Annotated in this window: 21 protein-coding genes; 15 read left to right on the forward strand and 6 right to left on the reverse strand. The window is 62.7% G+C overall.

Going from position 1 to position 23,771, the window contains the following annotated elements:
* Window positions 1–4: 4 nt before the first annotated feature.
* Genes V1283_RS04530 through V1283_RS04540 form a run of 3 tightly spaced genes read right to left on the reverse strand, consistent with a single transcriptional unit; the run spans window position 5 to window position 3,644 of the window.
* Window positions 5–898 (reverse strand): branched-chain amino acid ABC transporter permease, encoded by an 894-nt coding sequence (locus V1283_RS04530; RefSeq protein WP_334385252.1) that lies wholly within the window; start codon window positions 896–898, stop codon window positions 5–7.
* Window positions 895–2,826 (reverse strand): long-chain fatty acid--CoA ligase, encoded by a 1,932-nt coding sequence (locus tag V1283_RS04535; RefSeq protein ID WP_334385253.1) that lies wholly within the window; start codon window positions 2,824–2,826, stop codon window positions 895–897. The genes V1283_RS04530 and V1283_RS04535 overlap by 4 nt, the downstream gene beginning before the upstream one ends.
* On the reverse strand, window positions 2,823–3,644 hold the full coding sequence (locus V1283_RS04540; RefSeq protein ID WP_334385254.1) for an ABC transporter ATP-binding protein: 822 nt from the start codon (window positions 3,642–3,644) through the stop codon (window positions 2,823–2,825). The genes V1283_RS04535 and V1283_RS04540 overlap by 4 nt, the downstream gene beginning before the upstream one ends.
* A gap of 320 nt (window positions 3,645–3,964) precedes the next feature.
* On the opposite strand from V1283_RS04540, the gene V1283_RS04545 reads away from it, so the two are divergent.
* The 6 genes from V1283_RS04545 to V1283_RS04570 all read left to right on the forward strand — a co-directional run bounded on the left by V1283_RS04545 (window position 3,965) and on the right by V1283_RS04570 (window position 9,882).
* Window positions 3,965–4,639 carry a Crp/Fnr family transcriptional regulator gene (locus V1283_RS04545; protein ID WP_334385255.1) on the forward strand — a complete coding sequence of 225 codons (675 nt, stop codon included), beginning with the start codon at window positions 3,965–3,967 and terminating at the stop codon, window positions 4,637–4,639.
* Between the two features lie 175 nt (window positions 4,640–4,814).
* Complete coding sequence (locus V1283_RS04550) at window positions 4,815–5,969, forward strand: aromatic ring-hydroxylating oxygenase subunit alpha (protein ID WP_334385256.1); 1,155 nt, start codon at window positions 4,815–4,817, stop codon at window positions 5,967–5,969.
* Window positions 5,970–6,115: 146 nt separating this feature from the next.
* A complete protein-coding gene (gene gmd / locus V1283_RS04555; protein ID WP_334385257.1) occupies window positions 6,116–7,198 on the forward strand; it encodes a GDP-mannose 4,6-dehydratase in 1,083 nt (360 codons plus the stop codon).
* Window positions 7,179–8,123, forward strand: coding sequence for a GDP-L-fucose synthase (gene fcl / locus V1283_RS04560; protein WP_334385258.1), 945 nt, complete (start codon window positions 7,179–7,181; stop codon window positions 8,121–8,123). The genes gmd and fcl overlap by 20 nt, the downstream gene beginning before the upstream one ends.
* A 215-nt stretch (window positions 8,124–8,338) precedes the next feature.
* On the forward strand, window positions 8,339–9,319 hold the full coding sequence (locus V1283_RS04565) for a Bug family tripartite tricarboxylate transporter substrate binding protein (RefSeq protein WP_334385259.1): 981 nt from the start codon (window positions 8,339–8,341) through the stop codon (window positions 9,317–9,319).
* 305 nt (window positions 9,320–9,624) lie between these two features.
* Entirely contained in the window at window positions 9,625–9,882 is a 258-nt protein-coding gene (locus V1283_RS04570) for a hypothetical protein (RefSeq protein ID WP_334385260.1), read from the forward strand.
* Between the two features lie 459 nt (window positions 9,883–10,341).
* Here V1283_RS04570 and V1283_RS04575 read toward each other — a convergent pair whose 3' ends face one another.
* Window positions 10,342–11,181, reverse strand: coding sequence for a uroporphyrinogen-III synthase (locus V1283_RS04575; RefSeq protein ID WP_334385261.1), 840 nt, complete (start codon window positions 11,179–11,181; stop codon window positions 10,342–10,344).
* 140 nt (window positions 11,182–11,321) lie between these two features.
* On the opposite strand from V1283_RS04575, the gene purU reads away from it, so the two are divergent.
* The gene (gene purU, locus V1283_RS04580) at window positions 11,322–12,185 is read left to right on the forward strand and encodes a formyltetrahydrofolate deformylase (protein ID WP_334385262.1); all 864 of its coding nucleotides are present in this window, start codon (window positions 11,322–11,324) and stop codon (window positions 12,183–12,185) included.
* Between the two features lie 111 nt (window positions 12,186–12,296).
* Here purU and V1283_RS04585 read toward each other — a convergent pair whose 3' ends face one another.
* Window positions 12,297–12,575 (reverse strand): hypothetical protein, encoded by a 279-nt coding sequence (locus V1283_RS04585; protein ID WP_334385263.1) that lies wholly within the window; start codon window positions 12,573–12,575, stop codon window positions 12,297–12,299.
* A gap of 405 nt (window positions 12,576–12,980) precedes the next feature.
* On the opposite strand from V1283_RS04585, the gene V1283_RS04590 reads away from it, so the two are divergent.
* The 8 genes from V1283_RS04590 (at window position 12,981) to V1283_RS04625 (ending at window position 21,881) form a co-directional block, all read left to right on the forward strand.
* Complete coding sequence (locus V1283_RS04590) at window positions 12,981–14,105, forward strand: ABC transporter substrate-binding protein (protein ID WP_442895843.1); 1,125 nt, start codon at window positions 12,981–12,983, stop codon at window positions 14,103–14,105.
* A 118-nt stretch (window positions 14,106–14,223) separates the two neighbouring features.
* On the forward strand, window positions 14,224–15,093 hold the full coding sequence (locus V1283_RS04595) for a branched-chain amino acid ABC transporter permease (protein WP_334385265.1): 870 nt from the start codon (window positions 14,224–14,226) through the stop codon (window positions 15,091–15,093).
* 7 nt (window positions 15,094–15,100) lie between these two features.
* Window positions 15,101–16,132: a branched-chain amino acid ABC transporter permease gene (locus V1283_RS04600; RefSeq protein ID WP_334385266.1), complete on the forward strand. Its 1,032-nt coding sequence runs from the start codon at window positions 15,101–15,103 to the stop codon at window positions 16,130–16,132.
* The gene (locus tag V1283_RS04605) at window positions 16,129–16,881 is read left to right on the forward strand and encodes an ABC transporter ATP-binding protein (RefSeq protein WP_334385267.1); all 753 of its coding nucleotides are present in this window, start codon (window positions 16,129–16,131) and stop codon (window positions 16,879–16,881) included. The genes V1283_RS04600 and V1283_RS04605 overlap by 4 nt, the downstream gene beginning before the upstream one ends.
* Window positions 16,874–17,590, forward strand: coding sequence for an ABC transporter ATP-binding protein (locus V1283_RS04610; protein ID WP_334385268.1), 717 nt, complete (start codon window positions 16,874–16,876; stop codon window positions 17,588–17,590). Before V1283_RS04605 ends, V1283_RS04610 begins: the two co-directional genes overlap by 8 nt.
* A gap of 20 nt (window positions 17,591–17,610) precedes the next feature.
* Window positions 17,611–18,729 carry a cobalamin-independent methionine synthase II family protein gene (locus V1283_RS04615; protein WP_334385269.1) on the forward strand — a complete coding sequence of 373 codons (1,119 nt, stop codon included), beginning with the start codon at window positions 17,611–17,613 and terminating at the stop codon, window positions 18,727–18,729.
* A gap of 14 nt (window positions 18,730–18,743) precedes the next feature.
* Complete coding sequence (locus V1283_RS04620; protein WP_334392951.1) at window positions 18,744–19,904, forward strand: flavin-containing monooxygenase; 1,161 nt, start codon at window positions 18,744–18,746, stop codon at window positions 19,902–19,904.
* Window positions 19,905–20,138: 234 nt separating this feature from the next.
* On the forward strand, window positions 20,139–21,881 hold the full coding sequence (locus V1283_RS04625) for a serine hydrolase (protein ID WP_334385270.1): 1,743 nt from the start codon (window positions 20,139–20,141) through the stop codon (window positions 21,879–21,881).
* 112 nt (window positions 21,882–21,993) lie between these two features.
* Here the strand turns inward: V1283_RS04625 and V1283_RS04630 are convergent, their stop codons facing one another.
* Complete coding sequence (locus V1283_RS04630; RefSeq protein WP_334385271.1) at window positions 21,994–23,745, reverse strand: caspase family protein; 1,752 nt, start codon at window positions 23,743–23,745, stop codon at window positions 21,994–21,996.
* Window positions 23,746–23,771 lie beyond the last annotated feature (26 nt).

Below are 23,771 nucleotides of genomic sequence, written 5' to 3' on the forward strand. Positions count from 1 at the left end.
TTGCTTACACCCGCTCGATGTCTTTGGTGCCGAACAGGCCATACGGCTTGATCATCAAAATGATGATCAGCGCATAGAACGGCGCGATCTCGTAGAGATTGCCCCAGTGCAGATATTCGCTGTCGAGAAAATGTGCGAAATTCTCCAGAAGGCCGATGATAATGCCGCCCAGCACCGCGCCGCCGACGCTGTCGAGACCGCCTAGGATCGCCGCCGGAAACACCTTGACGCCATAGGCGGACAGCCCGGCCGAGACGCCGTTGACGACGGCGACCACCACGCCCGCGACGGCGGAGACGGTGGCCGAAATCGCCCAGGCCATCGCGAATACGCTTTTCACGGAGATGCCGAGCGACTGCGCTACCTGCTGGTTGAACGCGGTGGCGCGCATCGCCAGACCATATTTGGAGAAGCGGAAGAACCACGCCATTCCCACCATCATCGCCACCGAAACCGCGAGGCTCATCAGATAGACCGTCTGCACCTGCAATCCGAGGATATTGATGTTCTGGGTCTGGAAGATCCGCGGGAACGGCTGCAGGTTGACGCCGAATATCCACTTCATCAGCGCGGCGAATACCATCGACAGCGCGATCGTCACCATGATCACGGAAATGATCGGCTCGCCGATCATGGGGCGCAGGATGAAGATCTGGATCGCGATGCCGAACAGGAACATGAAGACCAGCGTGATCGGCATGCCCAGATAGAACGGGACCTGATATTTGGTGAGCAGCCACCAGCATACCCAGGCGCCGACCAGCAGCAGTTCGCCCTGCGCGAAGTTCACGACCTGCGTCGCCTTGTAGATCAGCACGAACGACATCGCGACCACGCCATAGAGCGTGCCGACCACGAGGCCGTTGACTAGGAGCTGGATCAGGAGCTGGGTGTTCATTCCGCGGCCTCCGCCATCAGCGCGTGCCCGCCGAGATCGACTACCCGAAGCGTGGTGCGGATGCGCTGGGTGGTGCCGTCCTGGAAGCGGATCATGGTGTCGACGGGAATGTCGCGCTTGCCGCCATAGATCGCGTCGATAATATCCGCGTATTTTTCGTTGATGACGCTGCGTCGGACCTTTCGGGTGCGCGTCAGTTCACCGTCGTCGGCATCGAGTTCCTTGTAGAGCAGGAGGAAGCGCGAGATGCGTTGCGCCGGTGGCAGCGTGGCGTTGACGGCTTCGACTTCCTTGCGCAGCAGCGCATAGACCTCGGGGCGCGAGGAGAGGTCGGTGTAGGTGGTGAACGAGATGCGGTTCTTCTCCGCCCATTTCGAGATGATCGAGTAGCGAATGCAGATCATCGCGGCCAGCGCATCGCGGCCGGCGCCGAGCACCACGGCCTCGGCGACATAGGGCGAGAACTTCAGCTTGTTTTCCAGATATTGCGGCGAGAAGCGCTCGCCGCGCGAGGTCTCGGCGAGATCCTTGATGCGGTCGATGACCACGAGCTGTTTGTCGCGGTTGAAATAGCCGGCGTCGCCGGAGTGCATCCAGCCGTCCTTGATGTCGGCGACTGATGCTTCCGGATTCTTGAAATAGCCCAGGAACATGTTGGGATGACGCACCACGATTTCGCCGACGCCGTTGACGTCCGGATTGTCGACGCGGAGCTCGATGTCGTCGGCCATCGGCACGCCGGTCGTATCCGGATCGACCTTGCCGGATGGATGCAGCGTGTACGCCCCCAGCATCTCGGTTTGGCCGTAAAGCGTACGGAGCGGCACGCCCATGGCCTGGAAGAACTTGAAGGTATCCGGTCCGAGCGCGGCGCCACCGGTCGCAGCCGAGCGCAGCCGCGTGAAGCCCAGGCGGTCGCGCAGCGCGCGGAACAGCAACTGGTCGGCGAACATCGAACGCTTGTCCTGGGCGAGCGCCGAAAGTCCCGCCTTCATGCCGATGTCGAAGAGCCTTTGTTTCAGCGGCGAAGAATCCATCACGCCGGCGCGCACATCGGCGGCGATCGATTCCCAAAGCCGCGGCGCGAACAGCACGAAAGTCGGCGCGATCTCGCGGAAATCGTGCATCATGGTCTCGGGCTCTTCGACGAAGTTGACCTTCATCCGGCACAGCAGCCCTTTGCCGAGCGCGTAGATCTGTTCCATGATCCAGGGCAGCGGCAGCACCGAAACGTATTCATCGTCCGGCCCCTTCGGGTCAAAGGCCAGATAGGTCGCGCAATGTTTCAGCACGCGCCCGGCCGCCAGCATCGCGAGCTTGGGGTTGGCCGTGGTCCCAGAGGTGGTGCAGAGGATCGCGACATCCTCGCTGCTTGTCGCGTCGACCAGCCGGTCGTAAAGGCCGGCCTCGCGCGCGGCGCGGTCGCGCCCCATCGTGGCGAGCTTCTCGGCTTCCATCAGCCGCGGATCGTCATATTTCCGCATGCCGCGCGGATCGGAATAGACGATATGCTTGAGGTTGGGCGCGCGGTCGGCCAGCGCCAGCAGCTTGTCGACCTGCTCCTCGTCTTCGGCGAACACCAGTTTGGCGTCGCCATAGCTGAGAAGGTAGGCCGCTTCCTCGTCCAGCACGTCGCGATAGAGGCCGAGGCTCATGGCGCCGATGGCGTGCGTTGCGATTTCCGCCGCCACCCAGTCCGGCCGGTTGTCGCCGATGATGCCGATGACGTCGCCGCGCTTAAGACCCAGTTCGAGCAGGCCGAGCGCGAAATCGTGCACGCGCGTCTGGTAGTCGTTCCAGGTGAAGACGCGCCACAGCCCGAGATCCTTTTCGCGCAACGCAATCTCGCCGCCGTGCTCCCTGGCATTGAGGCGCAACAGTTTTGGAAAAGTATCTGCCTGGGCGACGCGTCCGGCGTAATCCATCATGCCGCGCACTCCGGAGTGGCGGGCTTGTCGTCGGGGTCGACGAGAGCCTCGTCCTCTTCACCGAGATAGGCGCGCTTCACATGGGGATCGGCGAGCACGGACGTCGGATCGCCCTCGGCGATCTTGCGGCCGAAATCCAGCACCATGACACGGTGAGAGATATCCATCACCACGCCCATGTCATGCTCGATCATCATCACGGTCATGCCGAACTCTTCGTTGAGATCGACGATGTAGCGGGCCATGTCCTCCTTTTCCTCGAAGTTCATGCCGGCCATCGGCTCGTCGAGCAGGATCAGTTGCGGCTCCAGCGCCATCGCGCGGGCGAGCTCGACGCGCTTGCGCAGGCCGTAGGGCAGGGTGCCGGCGGTGGCCTTGCGCACCGACTGCAGGTCGAGGAAGTCGATGATCTCCTCCACCTTGCGGCGGTGTTCGAGTTCCTCGCGCCGCGCCCCCGTCAGCCAGTACAGCGATCCCGTGATGAAATTGTTCTTCAACAGGTGGTGCCGCCCGACCATGATGTTGTCGAGCACGCTCATATGGTGGAACAGCGCCAGGTTCTGGAAGGTCCGGCCGATGCCTAGCCGGGGCCGTGCATTCGGATTGAGGCCGGTGATGTCCTTGCCGCGGTAGAACAGCTGGCCTTCGGTCGGCTTGTAACGTCCGGAAATGCAATTGACGATTGAGGTTTTGCCGGCGCCGTTCGGGCCGATGATCGAGAACAATTCGCCCTCGTTCACGCCGAATGAGACCTCGGTCAGCGCACGAACGCCACCGAAGCGCAGCGAAACCCCGCGCACTTCCAACGTGTAAGCCACTCATTCCCTCCGGATATGGCGCTTGGGTTGCGCTCTTTATCTATCGTTTTGCAATATCTATCGTTTGCAATCGCATGCGCGATCCTACATCGGCAGTGACGGGCAGGCCATCCGACTATGGGTGCCGGCCGATGCCCCGCCTCACGCGTGGTAGTGTCGCACCCCGCCAGCGCGCCATAGGCGGCGCGTGACGAGGTGGCCCTCCTTAGGGCAATGCGATAGTTTGAAATGTCTTTTGCCTGACAATTCGTCGGGAAATTTTGCAAGACAGCACTTCTGCTGCGGTGCAACATGTTGAGGACGCGACGGTCGATGCGATCATGATTGCTGCGGATTACCTCAAGCGCATCGCGGCCTGGTCGCGCGAACTGAGCGAACGGGAAATCGAGATCGCCCGCGCCGGCATCGTGGAGAAATCCTTTCGCGCCAACGAATATGTTTTCATGCGGGGAGATCCCTTCGACTACTGGACCGGCATTGTCACGGGTCTTGCCCGAATGGGTACCGTGTCGAGCAGCGGCAAGGCTGTGACTTTGGCCGGCATGACCGCGGGGGCCTGGTTCGGGGAGGGCTCTATGCTCAAGAGCGAGTTGCGCCGTTACGATGTGGTGGCGTTGCGCGATACAAGGCTGGCGCTGATGGATCGTAGCACCTTCTTCTGGTTGTTCGAGAACAGCGTCGCGTTCAACCGCTTTCTCGTCCGGCAGCTCAACGAGCGGGTCGGCCAGTTCATCGGGGCGCTGGAACATGGCCGCACGCTCGATGCCACCAGCCGCGTCGCGCGCTCGATCGCCTCGCTGTTCAACCCGATTCTCTATCCGGACATGACGCGCCATCTCGAGATCACGCAGGAAGAAATCGGAGCGCTATCCGGTATTTCGCGGCAAAACGCCAACCAGTGCCTGAAGCGGCTGGAGAAGGAAGGCTTGCTGCGGCTCGAATATGGCGGCGTCACCATCATCGAGCTCGAACGCTTGCGCCATCATGGCGAGTAAGACCAGCCTCGACGTCCCGCAAAATTGAGCGAGGGCGCCATGTTGCCGGTCGCTCTCGTTGTTGTGTTCGCGAGCGATACGGTACCGTATTGAAAGTCGGAACGGCAAGTGATATTGATACGGCACCGTATCACTAATGATCGGTTTTGAGACCACGGCCAGCCGGAGATGTCCGATGAGCAGGCAGGATCAGATCAACCTTTTGAAGCGGCTGTTGCATTACGTGGAGACCCGGACCACGGCGATGGCGGATAGCCCCTGGCGCAACGAGGTGTCGGCCTACACGGACGCCGAGCGCCTCGCCGAGGAACAGCGGGTTCTGTTTCGCAGGCATCCGCTGGTCATGGGTTTTGCTTCGGACTGGCCCGCGCCGGGCAGCTTCAGCACCGACGACCATGCCGGCTTGCCCGTTCTGATCGTGCGGGGACGCGACGGCAAATTGCGCGCATTCCTGAACGTGTGTCGCCATCGCGGCGCCAAGGTAGCCCAGGGCTGCGGCAAGGCGCGGCTGTTCTCATGCCCCTATCATGCCTGGACCTACGACCTCGCAGGCCAACTGATGGGCATTCCCGACGAGCGCTGCTTTCCTGACGTGCGCAGCGAACGCGCTTCTCTTGTCGAACTGCCGCTGTGTGAAAAGTACGGTCTGGTGTGGGTGATCCCGACCGCGGACGGTTCGACGAATTTCGACATCGATCCCTGGCTTGGGGGTCTCGCCGAGGAGCTCGCTTCGTTTGGATTTGCGTCCTGGTCGTTCTACGACCGGCGTCTGATCCCGGAGACCATGAACTGGAAGATTGTCGTCGATACGTTCAACGAGGGCTACCACGTCGGCTTCCTGCACCGCGATTCCCTGCGCGACATCCTGCATGGCAACGTGACTGATTTCGAGGCGTTCGGTCTCAACCACCGCCTCACGTTTCCGCGCAGGAAGCTCGAGCGGCTCAAGGCCGAGCCCGAGGACAAATGGGATTTGATGTGGAATACGACGCTGGTCTATTCGCTGTTTCCCAATACCGTTGTCCTCGTGCAGGGTGACCATGTCGAACTCGCGCGGGTGTTTCCCCGCGAGGGGCGCGCGGATCTCTCTGTCATGGACCTTGGGCTTTACGTGCCGAAGGCGCCGAGCACCGAGGAAGAGCGCATCCATTGGGACAAGAACATGCAGCTCGTCCTCGATGTTGTTACGGGCGAGGATTTCCCAACCGGGCGCAGCATTCAGATCGGCCTGACCTCGGGCGCGCAGACGCACACCGTCTACGGTCGCAACGAGCCGGCCATGATCCACTACCATCAGTCGATGCGGACGGCGCTCGGCCTAAGGGTCTGAAATTGAGCGGCTTTTGGATTAGACTATGCCTCTCGCGGATGCTATGGCCTGCGCCGCGCAGGGCGCTTCCGGCGTAGCCGAGACGCGGGGGCCCTGAGGCCTGGGGGTTTATTATCCCCCGGGCCTGGCAGGCTCTTGGAGAGACTATGACGGCTCAAAATCCAAAGCGCGTGGCGCTGATCACAGGCGTCACCGGCCAGGACGGCGCCTATCTTGCCGAATATCTGCTCGGCCTCGGCTATGAAGTCCACGGCATCAAGCGACGGTCGTCCTCGTTCAACACCGCGCGCATCGATCACCTCTACCAGGACCCGCATTCCCGCAAGATGCCGTTCCTGCTGCATTACGGCGACATGACCGATTCGACCAATCTGATCCGGCTGATGCAGCAGATCAGGCCGACCGAGATCTACAACCTCGCCGCCCAGAGCCATGTCGGCGTCAGTTTCGAAAGTCCGGAATACACCGCCAACGCCGACGCCATCGGCGTGTTGCGGCTCCTGGAAGCGATCCGCATTCTCGGCATGGAGAAGGAGACGCGGTTCTATCAGGCCTCGACCTCCGAACTCTACGGTCTCGCCCAGGAGGTGCCGCAGAAGGAATCCACGCCGTTCTACCCGCGTTCTCCTTACGGCGTCGCCAAGCTGTATGGCTACTGGATCACGGTCAATTACCGCGAGGCCTATGGCATGTATGCCTCGAACGGCATCCTGTTCAATCATGAGAGCCCGATCCGCGGCGAGACCTTCGTCACGCGCAAGATCACGCGCAGCGTCGCCCGCATCGAAACCGGCCTGGAAGACACCCTCTATCTCGGCAACCTGGAGGCCAAGCGCGACTGGGGCCACGCGCGGGACTATGTCGAGGGCATGCACAAGATCCTGCAGGCGGACGCCCCCGATGATTTCGTGCTGGCGACCGGCGAGACCCGTTCGGTCCGCGAGTTCGTCGAGCTGGCATTTGCCGAAGTCGGCCGCCGCATCGAATGGCGCGGCAAGGGGGTCGACGAGACCGCTATCGATGTGAAGTCCGGCAAGACCCTGGTCAGGATCGATCCCATCTATTTCCGGCCGACCGAAGTCGATCTTCTGGTCGGTGACGCCAGCAAGGCGCGGGAGAAGCTGGGCTGGAAGCCCAAAACGTCCTTCACCCAGATGGTCAAGGAGATGGTCGCGAGCGATCTCGAAGAAGCCCGGCGGGAGGCCGCCAATGGCAAGCCTTCCGTTTGAGCTGAAAGGCAAGACCGTCTACGTCGCCGGTCACCGCGGCATGGTAGGCTCCGCGCTGGTGCGCAGGCTGGCTGCCGAAAATATCGAGTTGCTGACCGCGACCCGCAGCGAAGTCGATCTGCGCGATCAAACCGCAGTCAACGCATGGTTCGCCGCCAAACGCCCGCAGGTGGTGTTTCTGGCCGCGGCCAAGGTCGGCGGCATCGCCGCCAACAACACGCTGCGCGCCGAATTCCTCTATGACAATCTGGCGATTGCGACGAACGTGATTCACGCGGCGCATGCCAGCGGCGCCGAGAAGCTGATGTTCCTGGGCTCGTCCTGCATCTATCCCAAGCTGGCGCCGCAGCCGTTGCGCGAGGATGCCATGCTGACGGGGGCGCTGGAACCGACCAACGAGCCCTACGCGATTGCCAAGATCGCCGGGATCAAGATGGTGGAGGCCTATCGCCGCCAGTACGGCGCCGACTTCATCAACGTGATGCCGACCAATCTGTATGGCAGCGGCGACAATTATCATCCCGAATACAGCCATGTCGTGGCCGCGCTGATCCGCCGTTTCCACGAGGCGAAGCTGTCTGGCGCCAAGGAGGTCGTGGTCTGGGGCACCGGCACGCCACGGCGCGAATTCCTCTATGTCGATGATCTCGCGGATGCCTGCATCCATTTGATGAGGACCTATTCCGCTGACGAACTGGTCAATATCGGCACCGGCGAGGACATCACGATCGCCGAATTCGCCCGCGTGGTCGCGGCGACGGTCGGCTATACCGGCCAGATCAGCTTTGACACTTCGCGGCCGGACGGCACGCCGCGCAAGCTGCTCGATGTCAGCCGGCTGGCGAAACTCGGCTGGCGCGCCAGCACGCCGCTGGAAAAGGGCATCGGGCTCGCCTATCAGGCGTTCCTCGGCGAGACGAAGTGACGCGGTAAACCCTCCGCCTCCGGACTGAGAATATCTGTCGGCTTCACGACGCTGCGCGGTCATAGCGTTTTTGAGCGAAGTGGATACCGGTTCGCGTCAAGAAAACGCGTCAAAACAAGAATCTAGAGCTCGGTTCTGATTCAATCAGAACCGAAAAGGCTCTAGGATGCACGTGCCCAGGTGGCCACAAGAGCCGCCAGTGCGTTGGAGGAAACATGAAGAAATTTCAGCGTCGTCAATTTTTGCAACTCGCAGCCGGTGCGGCTGCGCTTCCCCTCACATCCGGAGGCGCGAGCGCGCAGGCCTATCCCGCGCGGCCGGTTCGCCTCGTCATCGGCTATACCCCGGGCGGCTCGGCGGACCTCACGGCGCGCCTGATGGGACAGTGGCTCTCGGAAAAGCTCGGGCAGTCCTTCATCATCGAGAACCGGCCGGGCGGCGGCACCAACATAGCGACCGAGCAGGCGCTGCGCGCCACGCCGGATGGCTACACGCTGCTGCTGGTCGCGCCGGCCAACGCCATCAACGCCACGCTTTACGACAAGCTGCCGTTCGATTTCATGAAGGAGATGGAGCCGATCGCCGGCATCATTCGCTTTCCCAACGTCGTGGTGGTGCACCCGTCACTGCCGATCAAATCGATTCCCGAATTGATCGCCTATGCCAAGGCCAATCCCGGCAAGCTCAACATGGCGTCTTCAGGCAATGGGTCGACGATCCACATGTCGGGCGAATTGTTCAAGATGCTGACTGGGATCAACATGCAGCATGTGCCGTACCGCGGCGGCGCGCCGGCGCTCACCGACATGCTGTCCGGCCAGATGCATGTGATGTTCGACAACATCCCGACCTGCGCCGAGCACGTCAAGTCCGGCAAGCTGCGCGGCCTTGCAGTCACCAGCACGACACGATCGGAAGTGCTGCCGGATTTGCCGCTGGTCGCCGATTTTCTGCCGGGCTACGAGGCAAGCGCCTGGTATGGCCTCGCCGCGCCAAAGGGCACGCCGGCGGAAATCGTCGACAGGCTCAACAAGGCGGTCAATGAAATCCTGGCTGATCCGAAGGCAAAGGCGCGCTTTACCGAGATCGGCGCAATGATGTTGCCGGGCTCACCCGCCGACTTCGGCAAGCTGGTGGCCGATGAAACCGAGAAATGGGGCAAGGTGGTCAAGTTCGCCGGCGCCAAGGTGGACTAGCTTCTCGCCGCCGCGCGCGGCGGCATCTTGCCGAGCGCCGCCGCCATTGATCTCGATCCGAGCCTTGCTATTTTTAGATGTGTCGATGCATAATGACACGAGTTAATTGCTGTTCAACGCAATATCTTATCGAAAGCGTTCTTGGCTGATTTCCACTGAGACGGAAAAGTAAAATTCGGGACGAGCATCGGCCGCTATTTGGGTTTGATGTAGGCTCTGTCAATAAAGTCTGATGCAAGACGTACCACGTGCAGAAAAAAACTGCGACAGCATAGTCGTCCCGAGTGATCACTTGGGGAGGGATCATGGCGCAACACGAGAACGCTGCCCCGAAAGATAAGGAACAGCCAGCGAAACCTAGCCTAAAGCAAGTATTGGCGGACAACCAAATCTGGCTGGCGCTTGGCTTGGTTTTGCTCGGCGCAATTGGGATGTGGCATCTCTATACACTCCTTGAGGAGCGCGTTGTTCGTATAGCAAAAGAGGCCTCGAAATTTCCGCCAAACGCAATAGTAGCTTTTCATTGGGACCCGAGAAATGTCCGGACGACTGGCGCGAAGTAACTGAGCTGCGAGGCAGGTTCGTTATTGGTGCTGGCAAGGGAACCGATCTGGAAGACAGGCCGTATGGCCAGACTGGGGGATTGGAAACCGTCACTCTAAAGCCAGAAAATTTGCCCGCTCATCGGCATCAGGTCTATCGACATGCCGGGGAGATCGTTGGCGTCAGTTCGGGTATTAATGGTGCGGGGAGCGATGACCCGAACGCAACATCTCGTGTCCGTGAGGGCCTGTCCGGGGACGGGCTCGGCCTGTCGCAAGAGCGTTTGGCATCGGCTCCCGCGAAAATAATGCCTCCCTATTCTGCCTATACCTTTTGTAGGCCTAAGGAGAAATAACAAGCCGGCTGTCTGCTTGCGTTATGGCGTGTCGCGCGTGCCGATCTCCACGTCGGAATTATCGTGTCTTCCGTTCCCGTTCTTTGGTTAGCGGCGTGACGTCTTCGCCATTGGGCGGCTTAGATCAACTGGCCGCACGCGGCGGGTTCTTGCCAAGCGCCGCCGCCATCGCCGAGATCAGCGGCCTCATGAAAAAAGCGTCCTCCGCCGGATAGATATCGGTGCGCAGCCCGTGCGACTTGAGTTCGTCCGACACGGCCGGTCCGACGGAAGCGATTGGCGTATGCTCCAACCCCTCACGTAGTCGGTCCTCGCAGCCTCGCGCGCGCGCGACCTCGATCAGGCGGCGGATCTGGCCGAGATTGGTCAGCGCGATCGCGTCGATGCGGCCCGCCGCCATCTCGTCGATCGCGGTGATGATATTGGCGTCGGCGGCCTGCGCGTCATAGGCATAGGGCAGCACGGTATCGACCTCGGCGCCTTGCGCCTTGATCGCGCCGATCAGGACGCTGTGATCCTTGTCCGGATAAAGCTGCAGTCCGAGGCGGTGGCCGCGCAGATCGAGGCGCGACAGCATCTCGGCGACGCCTTCGGAGGTCGGCTTCTCCGTCGTCATCTGCGGTTCCAGACCGATTTCGCGCAGCGCTTTGCCGGGCTTGGGGCCGCGCGCGAATTTGCGCGGCTTGCCGAGGGAGGCAATGAATTCCGGTTCGACGCCGATGCGCCGGACGACCTTCATCAGCCGGCGCAGGCCTTCGCCGGTCATCAGCACCAGATCGTCGAAGGGCTTTTCAATGCACCGTCCGATCCAGGCTTCGACCGGCGCCGGGTCCGGCGCGTCGTGGATAGTGAACATCGGACATTGCAGCACGTCGGCGCCCTGCTCGGTGAGCAGGCGGGAAAACTGCGCTTCCTCGCGCGTTTCCAGGATCAGGATGCGGTAACCGTTCAATCTGTCAGCCATGAGATCGCTCCAACGCTTCTGCTTCGCGCTTTGTTCATCCTGACTCCGGTTTCGGGATTGGCGCAAGCGCATGCGCGGTGATAGAGCAGGGCCGCAAATCGCCGCTTCACCCTTTTGCCCGAATTGTAGTCAGCTTCGCCATGCCCGATCACCAGTTTGTCCTGACCCTGTCCTGCCCGGATCGTCCCGGCATCGTTTCCGCGGTGTCGACCTTTCTCGCCCATAACGGGCAGAACATCCTGGACGCCCAGCAGTTCGACGACATCGAAACCGGAAAATTCTTCATGCGGGTGGTGTTCACCGCTGCCGATCTCGCGGTCGAATTGCAGGCCCTGCAGACCGGCTTCACCGCGATCGCCGACCGCTTCGGCATGGAATGGCAGATGCGCGACCGCGCCAATCGCCGCCGGGTGATGCTGCTGGTCTCCAAATCGGATCATTGCCTGGTCGATATCCTCTATCGCTGGCGTACCGGCGAACTCGAGATGATCCCGACCGCTGTTGTCTCCAACCATCCGCGCGAGACCTATGGCAATCTCGATTTTGGCGAGATCCCGTTCCACTACATGCCGGTGACGAAGGAAACCAAGCGCGAGCAGGAAGAGGCGGTCTGGAAACTGGCTCAGGACACCAGGACCGATCTCGTGGTGCTGGCGCGTTACATGCAGATCCTGTCGGATGAGATGTCGGCAAGACTGTCGGGGCGCTGCATCAACATCCACCACTCGTTCCTGCCGGGCTTCAAGGGCGCGCGGCCCTATCACCAGGCCCATGAGCGCGGCGTCAAGCTGATCGGCGCCACCGCGCATTACGTCACGCGCGACCTCGACGAAGGCCCGATCATCGACCAGGACGTCGAGCGCATCAGCCACCGCGACACCCCGGAAGACCTCTCGCGCAAGGGCCGCGACATCGAGCGCCGCGTGCTGGCGCGCGCCATGCGCCATCATCTCGAGGACCGCGTGATCCTCAATGGCCGCAAGACTGTCGTGTTCATGGACTGACATAGCGTTTTCGAGCGAAGCATGCCCTCGGACTTGATCCGGGGGCGGGTACCGGTTCGCGTGAAGAAAACGCGTCAAAAAAAGATCTAGAGCCTGATCATTGATCAGGCTCTAGCGAGCCGGGCCCTTCGACGCGGGCGCGGGCTTGGTTTCCTCGCCCCGTTCGGATGCCGGCAGCAGGCGCTTCCGCTCGCGCTCCCGCATGTACTCATCGTACTTTGCAGTGCCGGGGCGCGGTGGCGCGTCCGCGGGCATGCCTCCGATCGCAGCCGGAATGGCGTCGCTGACACCGGCCGCGAGTTTCTCGTTGATCGTGCCGCAACTGCCCAGGCCGCAGCCCGCGAGGGCGACGGTGACGATCGTGACAATATGGCGCGCGCAGGTTGGCATCGGCAGTAGCTTACGACCTGACCCTTTAAGGATGATGGATTTAGGGCGCGGCCTCCAGGAACCGGCGAGGGCGCTTCTTTGTTGACAGGGACATTTCATTTGTACAATCGTACAAATAGGCGGCCTCGCACGGGAGGGCGACGGGCGGCGAGATTGGATCATATTATAGTACCGTCGCGTATTTCACGACAGTCCGGCTGGCCTGGCCTCTTCGCCGCGCCAATGGTCCGATTGACAAAAGGGCGGCCAGGTACGCCATGTTGCCGCGCTACCCGGCCGAAAAATCTGGGTTATGGTGAGATCAAGGGCCGGGGACTCGGTTCGAGGACACAAGGCCGATCAGGGGGAGGAATGCTAATGTCTATTCGCAGTCACATATTGCTGGCCGCAGGCGCCGTCGCCGGGATGCTGGCGTTCGCACCGGCTCACGCCCAGGAGACCGTCAAGATCGGCCTGATCCTGCCGATGACCGGCGGCCAGGCGTCGACCGGCAAGCAGATCGACAATGCGGTCAAGCTCTACATGCAGCAGAACGGCGATACCGTCGCCGGCAGGAAGATCGAAGTCATCCTGAAGGATGACGCGGCGGTTCCCGACAATACCAAGCGCATGGCGCAGGAACTGATCGTCAACGACAAGGTCAATTTCATCGCGGGTTTCGGCGTGACCCCGGCAGCCCTTGCCGCAGCACCCTTGGCGACGCAGGCCAAGGTTCCGGAAATCGTGATGGCGGCGGGCACCTCGATCATCACAGAGCGTTCGCCCTATATCGTGCGCACTTCCTTCACGCTGGCGCAGTCGTCGACCATCATCGGGGACTGGGCCGCCAAGAACGGCATCAAGAAGGTGGCGACGCTGACCTCCGACTATGCGCCCGGCAACGACGCCTTGAACTTCTTCAAGCAGAACTTCACCGCCGGCGGCGGTGAGATCGTGGAAGAGGTGAAGGTGCCGCTGCAAAACCCTGATTTTGCTCCGTTCCTGCAGCGCATGAAGGACTCCAAGCCGGACGCCGTGTTCGTGTTCGTGCCGGCAGGACAGGGCGGTAACTTCATGAAGCAATATGCCGAGCGCGGGCTCGACAAGGCGGGCATCAAGGTGATCGGCCCCGGCGACGTGATGGACGACGACCTGCTCAACCAGATGGGTGATGCGGCGCTCGGCACGGTGACAGCGCATCTTTACTCCGCGGCGCATCCCTCGGCTGCCAATAAGGATTTCGTCACCGCCTACAAGAAGGCTTTCGGCTCGCGCCCGGGCTTCATGGCGGTCGGCGGCTATGACGGCATCCGCCTGATCTACGAGGCGCTGAAGAAGACCGGCGGCAAGACCGACGGCGATGCGCTGATCGAGGCAATGAAGGGCATGAAGTGGGAAAGCCCGCGCGGCCCGATCTCGATCGATCCGGAAACCCGCGACATCGTGCAGAACATCTACATCCGCAAGGTCGAGAAGGTCGACGGCGAACTCTACAACGTCGAATTCGCGACCTTCGAGGCGGTGAAGGATTCCGGCAAGACCAAGAAGTGACGGCGAAGCCGTCATCCCGGGGCGCGCGTCAGCGCGAACCCGGGATCTCGAGATTCCGGGTCTGGTCCTTTGGACCATCCCGGAATGACGAGTTTCTATTAGAGGTCCGTCCCATCCCATGACCACGCTCTTCACCATCCTGTTCGACGGTGTCGCCTACGGCATGCTGCTGTTCGTGCTGGCCTGCGGGCTGGCGGTGACGCTCGGGCTGATGAATTTCGTCAACCTCGCCCATGGCGCCTTCGCCATGACCGGTGGCTATATCTGCGCGGTGCTGGTGAACAATTCCGGCTGGCCGTTCTTCGCAGCACTTCCGCTCGCCTTTGTCTCGGCCGCGGCGATCGGCGTGGTGCTGGAGCGCACGCTGTACCGTCATCTCTACACCCGCAGCCATCTCGACCAGGTGCTGTTCACCATCGGCCTGACCTTCATGTCGGTGGCGGCGGTGGACTATATCATGGGATCGTCGCGGATCTTCATCAAGCTGCCGGCGGCGCTCGAAGGCCAGTTCGATTTCTTCGGCGTCGGCATCGGCCGCTACCGGCTGATGATCATCGTGATCTGCGGCCTGCTCACGGTGGCGCTGCAATTGATCCTGGCGAAGACCCGGTTTGGCAGCCGGCTGCGCGCGGCCGTCGATGATCCTCGCGCGGCAAGCGGCCTCGGCATCAACGTGCCGCAGGTATTCGCGTTCACCTTCGCCTTCGGGTGCGGCCTTGCGGGGCTGGGCGGGGCGCTCAGCGCCGAAATCCTCGGGCTCGATCCGTATTTTCCGCTGAAATTCATGATCTACTTCCTGATCGTGGTCACCGTCGGCGGCTCCTCCAGCATCACTGGGCCGTTCCTCGCTTCGCTTCTGCTCGGCATCGGCGACGTTGCCGGAAAGTATTACGTGCCGAAGATGGGCCCGTTCGTCATCTACACCATCATGATCGCGATCCTGATCTGGCGTCCGAACGGCCTGTTCGGCCGCGCCGCCGCGCGATGAGCCCGCGATGACCGCAGCAACCGACGTCTCATCTTATGCCATCGCCCGCGCCCGCTGGCGCCCGGGCGAGATCGCGTTCTGGATTCTGGCGGCCTCCTGCGCGTTCCTGTTTCCGTCCCGCTACCTGATCATGACCGACATCATTCGGCTGGCATTGTTCGCGCTGTCGCTCGATCTGATCCTGGGTTATGCCGGCATCGTCTCGCTGGGGCACGCCGCTTTCTTCGGCGTCGGCGCCTATTTGGCGGGGCTACTGGCCCTGCATGGCATCATCAATGAGCCGGTGATCGCGCTGGTCGTCGCCGGCCTCATCGCGATGGCGCTCGGCTTTCTGACCAGCTTCCTCGTTATCCGCGGCGTCGACCTGACCCGGCTGATGGTGACGCTCGGCATCGCATTGTTACTCGAAGCGCTGGCGGAGCGCTTCTCCAACGTCACCGGCGGGACCGACGGGCTGCAGGGCATCGAGATGCAGCCGATCCTCGGCCTGTTTGCGTTCGACATGTTCGGCAAGACCGGCTTCTTCTATTCGCTGATCGTGCTGTTCCTGCTGTTCTTGTTGGCGCGGCGGATCGTGAATTCGCCGTTCGGCCTGTCATTGCGCGCGATCAAGAACAATCCCTTGCGGGCATCAGCCATCGGCGTTCCGGTCAACCGCCGCCTGATCGCGATCTATACGGTGGCAGCGTTCTATGCCGGCATCGCCGGGGCGCTGTTCACCCAGACCACGGCGCTGGCATCGCTGGACGTGTTCTCGTTCGAGCGCTCGGCCGATCTGATGCTGGTGCTCGTGATCGGCGGCACCGGCTATCTCTACGGTGGGCTGATCGGCGCGGTTGTCTTCAAGATGCTGCAGGAACTGTTTCAGACCATTACGCCGCAATACTGGCTGTTCTGGATCGGGCTCGTCCTGGTCGTGATCGTGCTGGTCGGCCGCGAACGCATCCATCGCTGGGTGCTTTGGGGGCCGAACCTCGTGATCCGTCAGGTCTTCGGACGCAAGGCCGGCGTCGCCGTTCCCGAAAGCGATGCGCCATGACGATCGCGCTGGAAACCAAGGGGCTGGAGAAATCCTTCGGCGGCTTGAGGGTCACGCGCGAGCTGTCGCTGCAGGTCAAGCAGGGCGCCCGCCACGCCTTGATCGGGCCGAACGGCGCCGGCAAGACCACCGTCATCAACCTCCTGACCGGCGTGCTCAAGCCGAATGGAGGACGGATCCTGCTCGAGGGCAATGACATCACCGATCTGCCGGTTCATACGCGAGTGCTGCGCGGGCTCTCGCGCACTTTCCAGATCAACCAGCTCTATGCCGACCTGACCCCGCTCGAAACCGTAGGGCTCGCGGTTTCCGAACGGCTCGGCCGCGGCGGCGACTGGTGGCGGCGGATGGGCACGCGCGACGATGTCAACGAGGAGATAGCGGAGACGCTGGCGCGCTTTCACCTGCTAGACGTGATGAACGAACTGACCGCGACGCTGCCTTACGGCAAGCAGCGGCTGCTCGAGATCGCGGTCGCGATTGCGACCCGGCCGCGGGTCCTACTGCTCGACGAGCCCGCCGCCGGCGTGCCCGAGAGCGAGCGCCACGATATTCTGGCCGCGGTTGCCGCCCTGCCGCGCGACGTCACCGTGCTGCTGATCGAGCACGACATGGATCTGGTGTTCTCATTCGCCGACCGTATTTCCGTCCTCGTCAACGGCGCCATGCTGGTGGAGGGACCGCCCGACGAGGTGGCCAGGGATCCGCAGGTCAAGGCGGTCTATCTCGGTGAGGCTGCCGATGTCTGAGCTTCTCGCCATCGATGCCCTGCGCGCCGGCTACGGCGAGGCCGTCGTCCTGCCCTCGATGTCGCTATCGCTCGGCGAAGGCCAGGTGCTGGCACTGTTGGGCCGCAACGGCACCGGCAAGACCACGCTGATCAATTCGATCGTCGGCATTACCCGCCGCTTCGGCGGCAGCCTTGCGCTTGACGGGCTGGACATCACCACGATGCGCCCGGACCAGCGGGCGCGGGCAGGGATCGGCTGGGTGCCGCAGGAACGCAACATTTTTCGCTCGCTGACAGTCGAGGAAAACATGACCGCCGTGGCCCAGCCGGGCCTCTGGACCGTGGACAAGGTTTACGAAATGTTTCCGCGGCTGAAGGAACGCCGCAGCAATTTCGGCAACCAGCTCTCCGGCGGCGAGCAGCAGATGCTGGCGATCGGCCGCGCGCTGACCCTCAATCCCAGGGTTTTGCTGCTCGACGAGCCGACCGAGGGGCTGGCGCCCATCATCGTCGAGGAATTGCTCCGGGCGCTCGGCACCATCACCCGCTCGGGGGGCATCTGTTCGATCATCGTCGAGCAGAATGCGCGAAAGATTCTGGGGCTGGCCGATCGGGTTGTGATATTGGAACGCGGCGCGATCGTGCATGATGCGCCAAGCGACGCGTTGAAGGCCGATCCCGCGGTGCTCGAACGCTATCTCGGCGTTGCCGGCGCCGCCGCGCACTAGATTTGATGGGAGTTGAGACCATGCAGAGAACCAAAGCCCCGTTCCGCGCCGACGAGGTCGGCAGCCTGTTGCGGCCACCGCGCATCAAGGAAGCGCGCGCCAGACTGGAGAAGGGCGAGATCACCGCGGAGGACCTGCGCAAGGCCGAGGACCTCGAGATCGAAAAGGTCGTACACAAGCAGGCTTCCATCGGCCTGAAGCTCGCGACCGACGGCGAATTCCGCCGCTCCTGGTGGCATTTCGATTTTCTGGCCAAGCTCACCGGCTGCGAATTGTTCCATCCCGACACGGGCATCCAGTTCGCTGGCGTGGAGACGAGGCACGACGCCGTCCGCGTGATCGGCAAGCTCGACTTCCCCGACAACCATCCGATGCTGGATCATTTCCGCTTCCTGAAGAAGCATACCGACACGGCCCACGTCACGGCGAAGATGACGATCCCGTCGCCCGCCGTGCTGCATTTCCGCGGCGGTCGCAAGGCGATCTCGAAGGAGGTCTATCCCGACCTCGAGGAGTTCTACCTCGACCTCGGCAAGACCTATCGCAAGGCGGTAAAGGCGTTCTACGACGCCGGCTGCCGCTACCTGCAGTTCGACGATACCGTGTGGGCCTATCTCTGTTCGCAGGACGAGTTGCAGAAGGCGCGCGAGCGCGGCGACAACCCCGATGGCCTGCAGGAAATCTACGCGCGCGTCATCAACTATGCGCTGGCCGAGCGGCCGGCCGACATGGTGGTCACCACGCATGTCTGCCGCGGCAATTTCCGCTCGACCTGGATCTCGTCCGGCGGCTACGAGCCGGTGGCCGAGACCATGCTGGTCGGCACCAATTACGACGGCTATTTCCTCGAATATGATTCCGACCGTGCCGGCGGCTTCGAGCCGCTGCGCTATTTGCCGAAGGGCAACAAGGTCGTCGTGGTCGGCGTCATCACCTCGAAGTTCGGCGAGTTGGAGAAGAAGGACGACATCAAGCGCCGCCTCGAAGAGGCCGCCAAATTCGCGCCGCTCGACCAGCTCGCGGTGTCGCCGCAATGCGGCTTCGCATCGACTGAGGAAGGCAACATCCTGTCCGAGGAAGAGCAATGGGCCAAGCTGAGCCTCGCGGTCGAAGTCGCGAACGAGGTGTGGGGGAAGTAAGCGCTTCTCCATCGTTGCGCGACGGCGGGAGGGATTTCATAACGCCAACCCGTGACGCCATCATTATCGGTGCGGGCCCCGCGGGGCTCGCTTGCGCCGTGACGATGCGCGCGGCGGGGCTTGACGTGATGGTGCTGGAGAAAGCCGGCCAGGTCGGCGCGGTGTGGCGGCGGCATTACGACCGGCTTCATCTCCACACCGACCGCAACCATTCCGGCCTGCCGGGGATGCCGATGCCGCCGGACTATCCGGCCTATCCGTCGCGGGCGCAGATGGTCTCCTACCTCGAAAACTACGCGGCCCGGTTTCAGATCAAGCCGGTCTTCGGCACCAAGGTCTCGCGCCTCCGGCGCGATGGCGTGCGCTGGCTTGTCGATACGTCACTTGATGCGATCTCGGCGCCGGTCGTGGTGGTGGCGACCGGCATAGCGGGCGCGCCCTACCGTCCGTCCTGGCCGGGAATGGATATCTATTCGGGCGCGGTCGTTCACAGCAGCAACTATCGAAATCCCGAGGCGTTTTCCGGCCAGCGCGTGCTCGTCATCGGTTTCGGCAATTCCGGCGGCGAGATCGCGCTCGATCTTGCTAATGGCGGCGTCGATGTCGCCTTGGCCGTTCGCAGTCCGGTCCAGATCATCCCGCGCGATCTGCTCGGCTTTCCGATTCTGTCGTGGGCGATCCTGTACCGGCGGTTGCCCGCGCGTCTCGTCGATTTCATCAACGCGCCGGTGCTGCGGCTGGCCGTGGGCGATTTCGAGAAGCTCGGCCTCAGGCGTGCCGCGAAGGGACCGCGCCAGATGATTGAAGAGGACGGGCGCGTGCCGCTGATCGATATCGGCACGCTCGCCAAAATCAGGGACGGCTCGATCAAGGTGCGCGGCGGTGTCGATCGCTTCACGGCCGAGGGTGTCGTATTCAGCGATGCAAGCACCGAAAAATTCGACGCCGTCATCCTCGCAACCGGATTCCGTCCCGATCTGCGCCGGCTGGTGCCTGGTGTCGAGGGCGTGTTCGATAGCCATGGCATGCCGCTGGTCACGGGATCGGCGACCAACGTGCCGGGGCTTTACTTCTGCGGCCAGATCACGGTGCCGACCGGGCAATTGCGCGAAATCGGCATCGAGGCGCAGCGGATCGCGAAGGCCGCGACGGCCTATGTGGCGCGCGCGGCCTGATTATTTCTCCGCCGGATAGACAGGTTCATCAAGGGCTCCTCCATCTGCAATCTGGACGGCAACTTGGTTTTCTGCTATAATTTGTAGCACTACGATTTGTAGCATATGGGATGAGCGACATGCTGACCTGCCTCAACGAGCTTCCGCGCTAGCAACCCGGTTGGACAAACACCATGCTGTCGCCGCGCCTCATCCCGGACAGGCGCCATCTGCTGTTCAGGCCGAGAAGCTTCAATGTCTCATTCATCTGCCGAGGCACCCACCACGCCGATTTCCGCGATTGTCTCCGATCTCGATCATCTCGCCGCCGAAGTCATGGCCGACTGGAAGGTACCGGGCGTAGCGCTCGCCGTGGTGCAGGATGGCAAGGTGGCGCTGACGCGGGCCTATGGTCAACGCGATGTCGAGGCGGGCCTGCCGGTTACGCCGGCGACGCAGTTCGTGATCTGCTCGATCACCAAATCTTTCACCGCGAGCGCCATCGCGCTGCTGCACCATGAGGGGCGGCTCGACTGGACCAGGCCGGTGCGCGACTACATGCCCGAGTTTCGCCTGAGCGACACGGTCGCGACCGAGCGGGTCACGGTGCGCGACCTGCTCTGCCATCAGTCGGGGTTGCCGCGCCATGACTGGGTGCATTTTGCAGGCGATCGGGCACCGTCCGAAATGCTCGGTGTCATGCGGCATCTTGAATTGAGCCGCGATATCCGCACAGCCTGGCAATACAACAACCTCTGCTACAACGTCGCGGGTCTGCTCATCGAACGCCTCAGCGGACGAAGTTTTGAGGCGTTCATCCGCACACGGCTGACAGATCGGCTCGGCATGACCGTCGGCTTCGGTCTGGACGATCTTGAGGCCTCGGATGAAGCGGCGCGGCCGTATATGATGCACGAGGATACGAGGCTGCCGGCCATGCGTCTGCCGATCCGCACCACGGCGGCAGGCGCGATCAACACCTCGGTCACCGGCCTCGCGAACTGGATGCGGCTGCATCTGGGTAAAGGCGAGTTCGACGGCGAGCGTCTGCTGCCGGCAGCGCTGATCGGCGAATTGCATGCGCCGCGAGTCTACAACACCGCGCCGGGCCACGCTGAATTCGGCGATGCGCATTATGGCCTTGGTTTCCAGTTGAACAGCTATCGCGGTGACCGGCTGGTGTTTCACGGCGGCGGCTGGCCCGGCTGGGGGACGCTGATGACGCTGGTGCCGGACTTCGGCATCGGAATTGCCGTCTTCACCAATCGCAGTCCAAGCGAAGTGCCGTCGACGCTGACCTGGTACATCATCGACCGGCTGCGCGGCCGCGAGCCGGTCGAGTGGCGCGCACGCTCTCGCAAGCAGCGCGACGAATTCATCGCCCATATGCAGGCCGACAAGGACGCGCGGGAGAAGGCGCGTCACAAGAACACGCAGCCGGCGCACGAACTCGCGGCCTATGCCGGCGATTACGAGCATCCTGCCTACGGCGTGATGTCGGTCAGGGAACAGGACGGCGCACTGCGCTGGACGTGGCGCGGCATGTTCGCGCCCTTGATGCACCGCCACTACGAGACGTTCGAACTGCCCGAGGTGCCGGACCGCCTGCTGCCGGACCGGCTCGCCATCACCTTCCTGACCGATCGCGATGGCAACATTGTCAGCCTGTCGACGCCGCTGGAGCCGATGGTAAAGGACATCGTTTTTGCACGCCTTGCGGCTGGCGACTGCACCGACCCCGCGTTCCGCGCACGATGCGTCGGCCACTTCAAGAGCGGCGCGATAACGCATCGTGTCACGCTGGACAGCGAAAACCGCCTTGTGCTGAAGCCCGACTACCAGCCGGCCTATCGCCTCGCGCCCGAGCAGGGAAGAAGGTTCCGCATCGTCGAGCTGGAGGGCTTCGTCGTCGAATTTCGCGGCGAGGGGATCACGATCGATGAGGTGATCTTCCATCAGCCGAACGGCACCTTCGTTGCGCAGCGTGTGGAGGAGTAGAGCAACTGAAGGCACGTCATTCCGGGGCGATGCAAAGCATCGAACCCGGAATCTCGAGATTCCGGGTCTGGTGCTGCGCACCATCCCGGAATGACGATACGCGAGCGCACCCTCACTTCTCCGCAAGATAAACCTCGCCCAGCAGCGACGAGTTCGACCACGGCACCTGCTTGCCCTTGGTGGCCGCGACCACCTCGGCCCGTACCCGCGTCAGCATCTGCTGCACCTCCAGCCCGGGCGTGCCGATATGGCGGGTCAGCGCGGCCGAGAACGGACTGTTGGGGCCTTCGCCGTCGAGCGCGACCTGTCCGGGCGCTGTTGCGAATGCGATCAGCGTGCCCGCACCCAAGGTCGAGCCGGCCCCGAGCGTAGCAGGCGCGGCGAGCCCCGAGCCGGCTTCGATGTCACGGGCTGGACCTGCGGAAGCAAGCTTCGGCGCCATCGGGTTGTTGCGGCAGGCATCGAGGATCAGGATGTTGGTGCGGACCTGATCGTCGAGGCCGGCCATGATCGTATCCATGTCCATCATCGATTCCGTCATGCCGCTGCCGGCGCGAAACTCGATGTCGATTGGCACCAGGTAGTTGCGGCCGTCGATCTGCACGCCGTGACCGGCGTAGTAGACCACCGCCACCTGCGACCGCGCGGCATCGCGCAGAAAGTCGCGGATCGTCGCCTGCATCGCCGTGCGGTCGAGGTCGGTGCCTTCCGTCACCACGAATCCGATGTCGCGCAGGCTTTTTGCCATCGCGCGCGCATCATTGGCCGGATTGGGCAGCGGCCTGACATGCGCATAGGCGTTGTTGCCGATCACCAGCGCGACGCGCCTGACGGTCTCTCTGCCGGTATCTGCGCGTTTGCGCTGCTCTGCCGCGGCAGGCGGCGACCGGCTCGCCGCTCCCACCGGTGAAGCCGGCGCGGCTTTGCTGACTGACGGCACTGGCGCTGCGGTTGCCGTTCGCGGCGCGGGTGGTGGCGTCTCTGACAATAGCGACAGTCGAACCTTCGCGGTTGCCTGGTTGGCCTTGCTGCCGGCGTCGGAGGCCTTGCCTTCGAGTGCCGCGGCATAATCCTGCCTGGCGCGGTCGAAATCGCCTTTGGCCTCATAGGCGAGCGCGCGATGGCTATAGGCCGAGATCAGCACGCTGCCGGGCGGCGTCATGATGTTGGCCGGCGCTTTTGCTTTCGCGAGCCGGATCGCCTCGGTCGTGTCGGCGATGGCGCGATCGAGATCGCCCTTGGCGCGCCAGATCACCGCGCGGCTGGTCAACGGCTGCGGCAATGTCGGATCAAGCCGGATCGCTTCGTTGATGTCGGCCAGCGCGCCATCGAGATCGCCGAGTGCGCGTTTCGAAATGCCGCGGTTCTGCCAGGAGAACGCTGACGGCGGACCGAGCTTGATCGATTGATCGTAGTCGGCGATCGCCTTGGCGTATTCGCCCTTGGAGCGCCAGGCGTTGCCGCGGTTGTGAAAGATGATGCCGCTCGGCGGCCCGATCCGCAGCGCGTCGTTGAAATCCGCGATGGCGATGTCGTCCTCGCCCTTGTCGTAATAGGCCGAGCCGCGCAAATTGTAGAGGGCAACGCTGGGATGCAGGCGGATCGCTTCGGAGGCGTCCGCGATCACCTGGTTGTAGTTGCCCTTCTTGTTCCAGCCGACCGCGCGCCAGAAATAGATGGTCGCGAGCTTCTCGCCGGCAAACACTTTCAGCGCGATGATCTTGTTGCAGGCGTCGATCTGCTGATCCGCCGGCGTGGTGTCGGTGGTGCAGAGCGGTCCGAGTTGCGCGCGCGATTGGGCGAGGGAAGGCGCCGACCACAGCGCGGCGGCGAGCAGGCTAAGCATCAGGATTGCGCGGCGCATCAGGTCCCCGTGAATGGCGGTCGCGA

This window comes from Bradyrhizobium sp. AZCC 2262 (assembly GCF_036924535.1).
Classification (GTDB): Bacteria; Pseudomonadota; Alphaproteobacteria; order Rhizobiales; family Xanthobacteraceae; genus Bradyrhizobium.

What these genes read in the sequence shown, in the direction of transcription:
- V1283_RS04595 (WP_334385265.1), top strand. Translation starts at nt 14,224, where the DNA reads ATGACCACGCTCTTCACCATCCTGTTCGACGGTGTCGCCTACGGCATG.
- V1283_RS04565 (WP_334385259.1), top strand. Translation starts at nt 8,339, where the DNA reads ATGAAGAAATTTCAGCGTCGTCAATTTTTGCAACTCGCAGCCGGTGCG.
- V1283_RS04535 (WP_334385253.1), bottom strand. Translation starts at nt 2,826, where the DNA reads ATGATGGATTACGCCGGACGCGTCGCCCAGGCAGATACTTTTCCAAAA.
- V1283_RS04605 (WP_334385267.1), top strand. Translation starts at nt 16,129, where the DNA reads ATGACGATCGCGCTGGAAACCAAGGGGCTGGAGAAATCCTTCGGCGGC.
- V1283_RS04590 (WP_442895843.1), top strand. Translation starts at nt 12,981, where the DNA reads ATGCTGGCGTTCGCACCGGCTCACGCCCAGGAGACCGTCAAGATCGGC.
- V1283_RS04575 (WP_334385261.1), bottom strand. Translation starts at nt 11,181, where the DNA reads ATGGCTGACAGATTGAACGGTTACCGCATCCTGATCCTGGAAACGCGC.
- purU (WP_334385262.1), top strand. Translation starts at nt 11,322, where the DNA reads ATGCCCGATCACCAGTTTGTCCTGACCCTGTCCTGCCCGGATCGTCCC.
- V1283_RS04545 (WP_334385255.1), top strand. Translation starts at nt 3,965, where the DNA reads ATGATTGCTGCGGATTACCTCAAGCGCATCGCGGCCTGGTCGCGCGAA.
- V1283_RS04530 (WP_334385252.1), bottom strand. Translation starts at nt 898, where the DNA reads ATGAACACCCAGCTCCTGATCCAGCTCCTAGTCAACGGCCTCGTGGTC.
- V1283_RS04570 (WP_334385260.1), top strand. Translation starts at nt 9,625, where the DNA reads ATGGCGCAACACGAGAACGCTGCCCCGAAAGATAAGGAACAGCCAGCG.
- V1283_RS04610 (WP_334385268.1), top strand. Translation starts at nt 16,874, where the DNA reads ATGTCTGAGCTTCTCGCCATCGATGCCCTGCGCGCCGGCTACGGCGAG.
- V1283_RS04600 (WP_334385266.1), top strand. Translation starts at nt 15,101, where the DNA reads ATGACCGCAGCAACCGACGTCTCATCTTATGCCATCGCCCGCGCCCGC.
- gmd (WP_334385257.1), top strand. Translation starts at nt 6,116, where the DNA reads ATGACGGCTCAAAATCCAAAGCGCGTGGCGCTGATCACAGGCGTCACC.
- V1283_RS04630 (WP_334385271.1), bottom strand. Translation starts at nt 23,745, where the DNA reads ATGCGCCGCGCAATCCTGATGCTTAGCCTGCTCGCCGCCGCGCTGTGG.
- V1283_RS04625 (WP_334385270.1), top strand. Translation starts at nt 20,139, where the DNA reads ATGTCTCATTCATCTGCCGAGGCACCCACCACGCCGATTTCCGCGATT.
- fcl (WP_334385258.1), top strand. Translation starts at nt 7,179, where the DNA reads ATGGCAAGCCTTCCGTTTGAGCTGAAAGGCAAGACCGTCTACGTCGCC.
- V1283_RS04615 (WP_334385269.1), top strand. Translation starts at nt 17,611, where the DNA reads ATGCAGAGAACCAAAGCCCCGTTCCGCGCCGACGAGGTCGGCAGCCTG.
- V1283_RS04550 (WP_334385256.1), top strand. Translation starts at nt 4,815, where the DNA reads ATGAGCAGGCAGGATCAGATCAACCTTTTGAAGCGGCTGTTGCATTAC.
- V1283_RS04585 (WP_334385263.1), bottom strand. Translation starts at nt 12,575, where the DNA reads ATGCCAACCTGCGCGCGCCATATTGTCACGATCGTCACCGTCGCCCTC.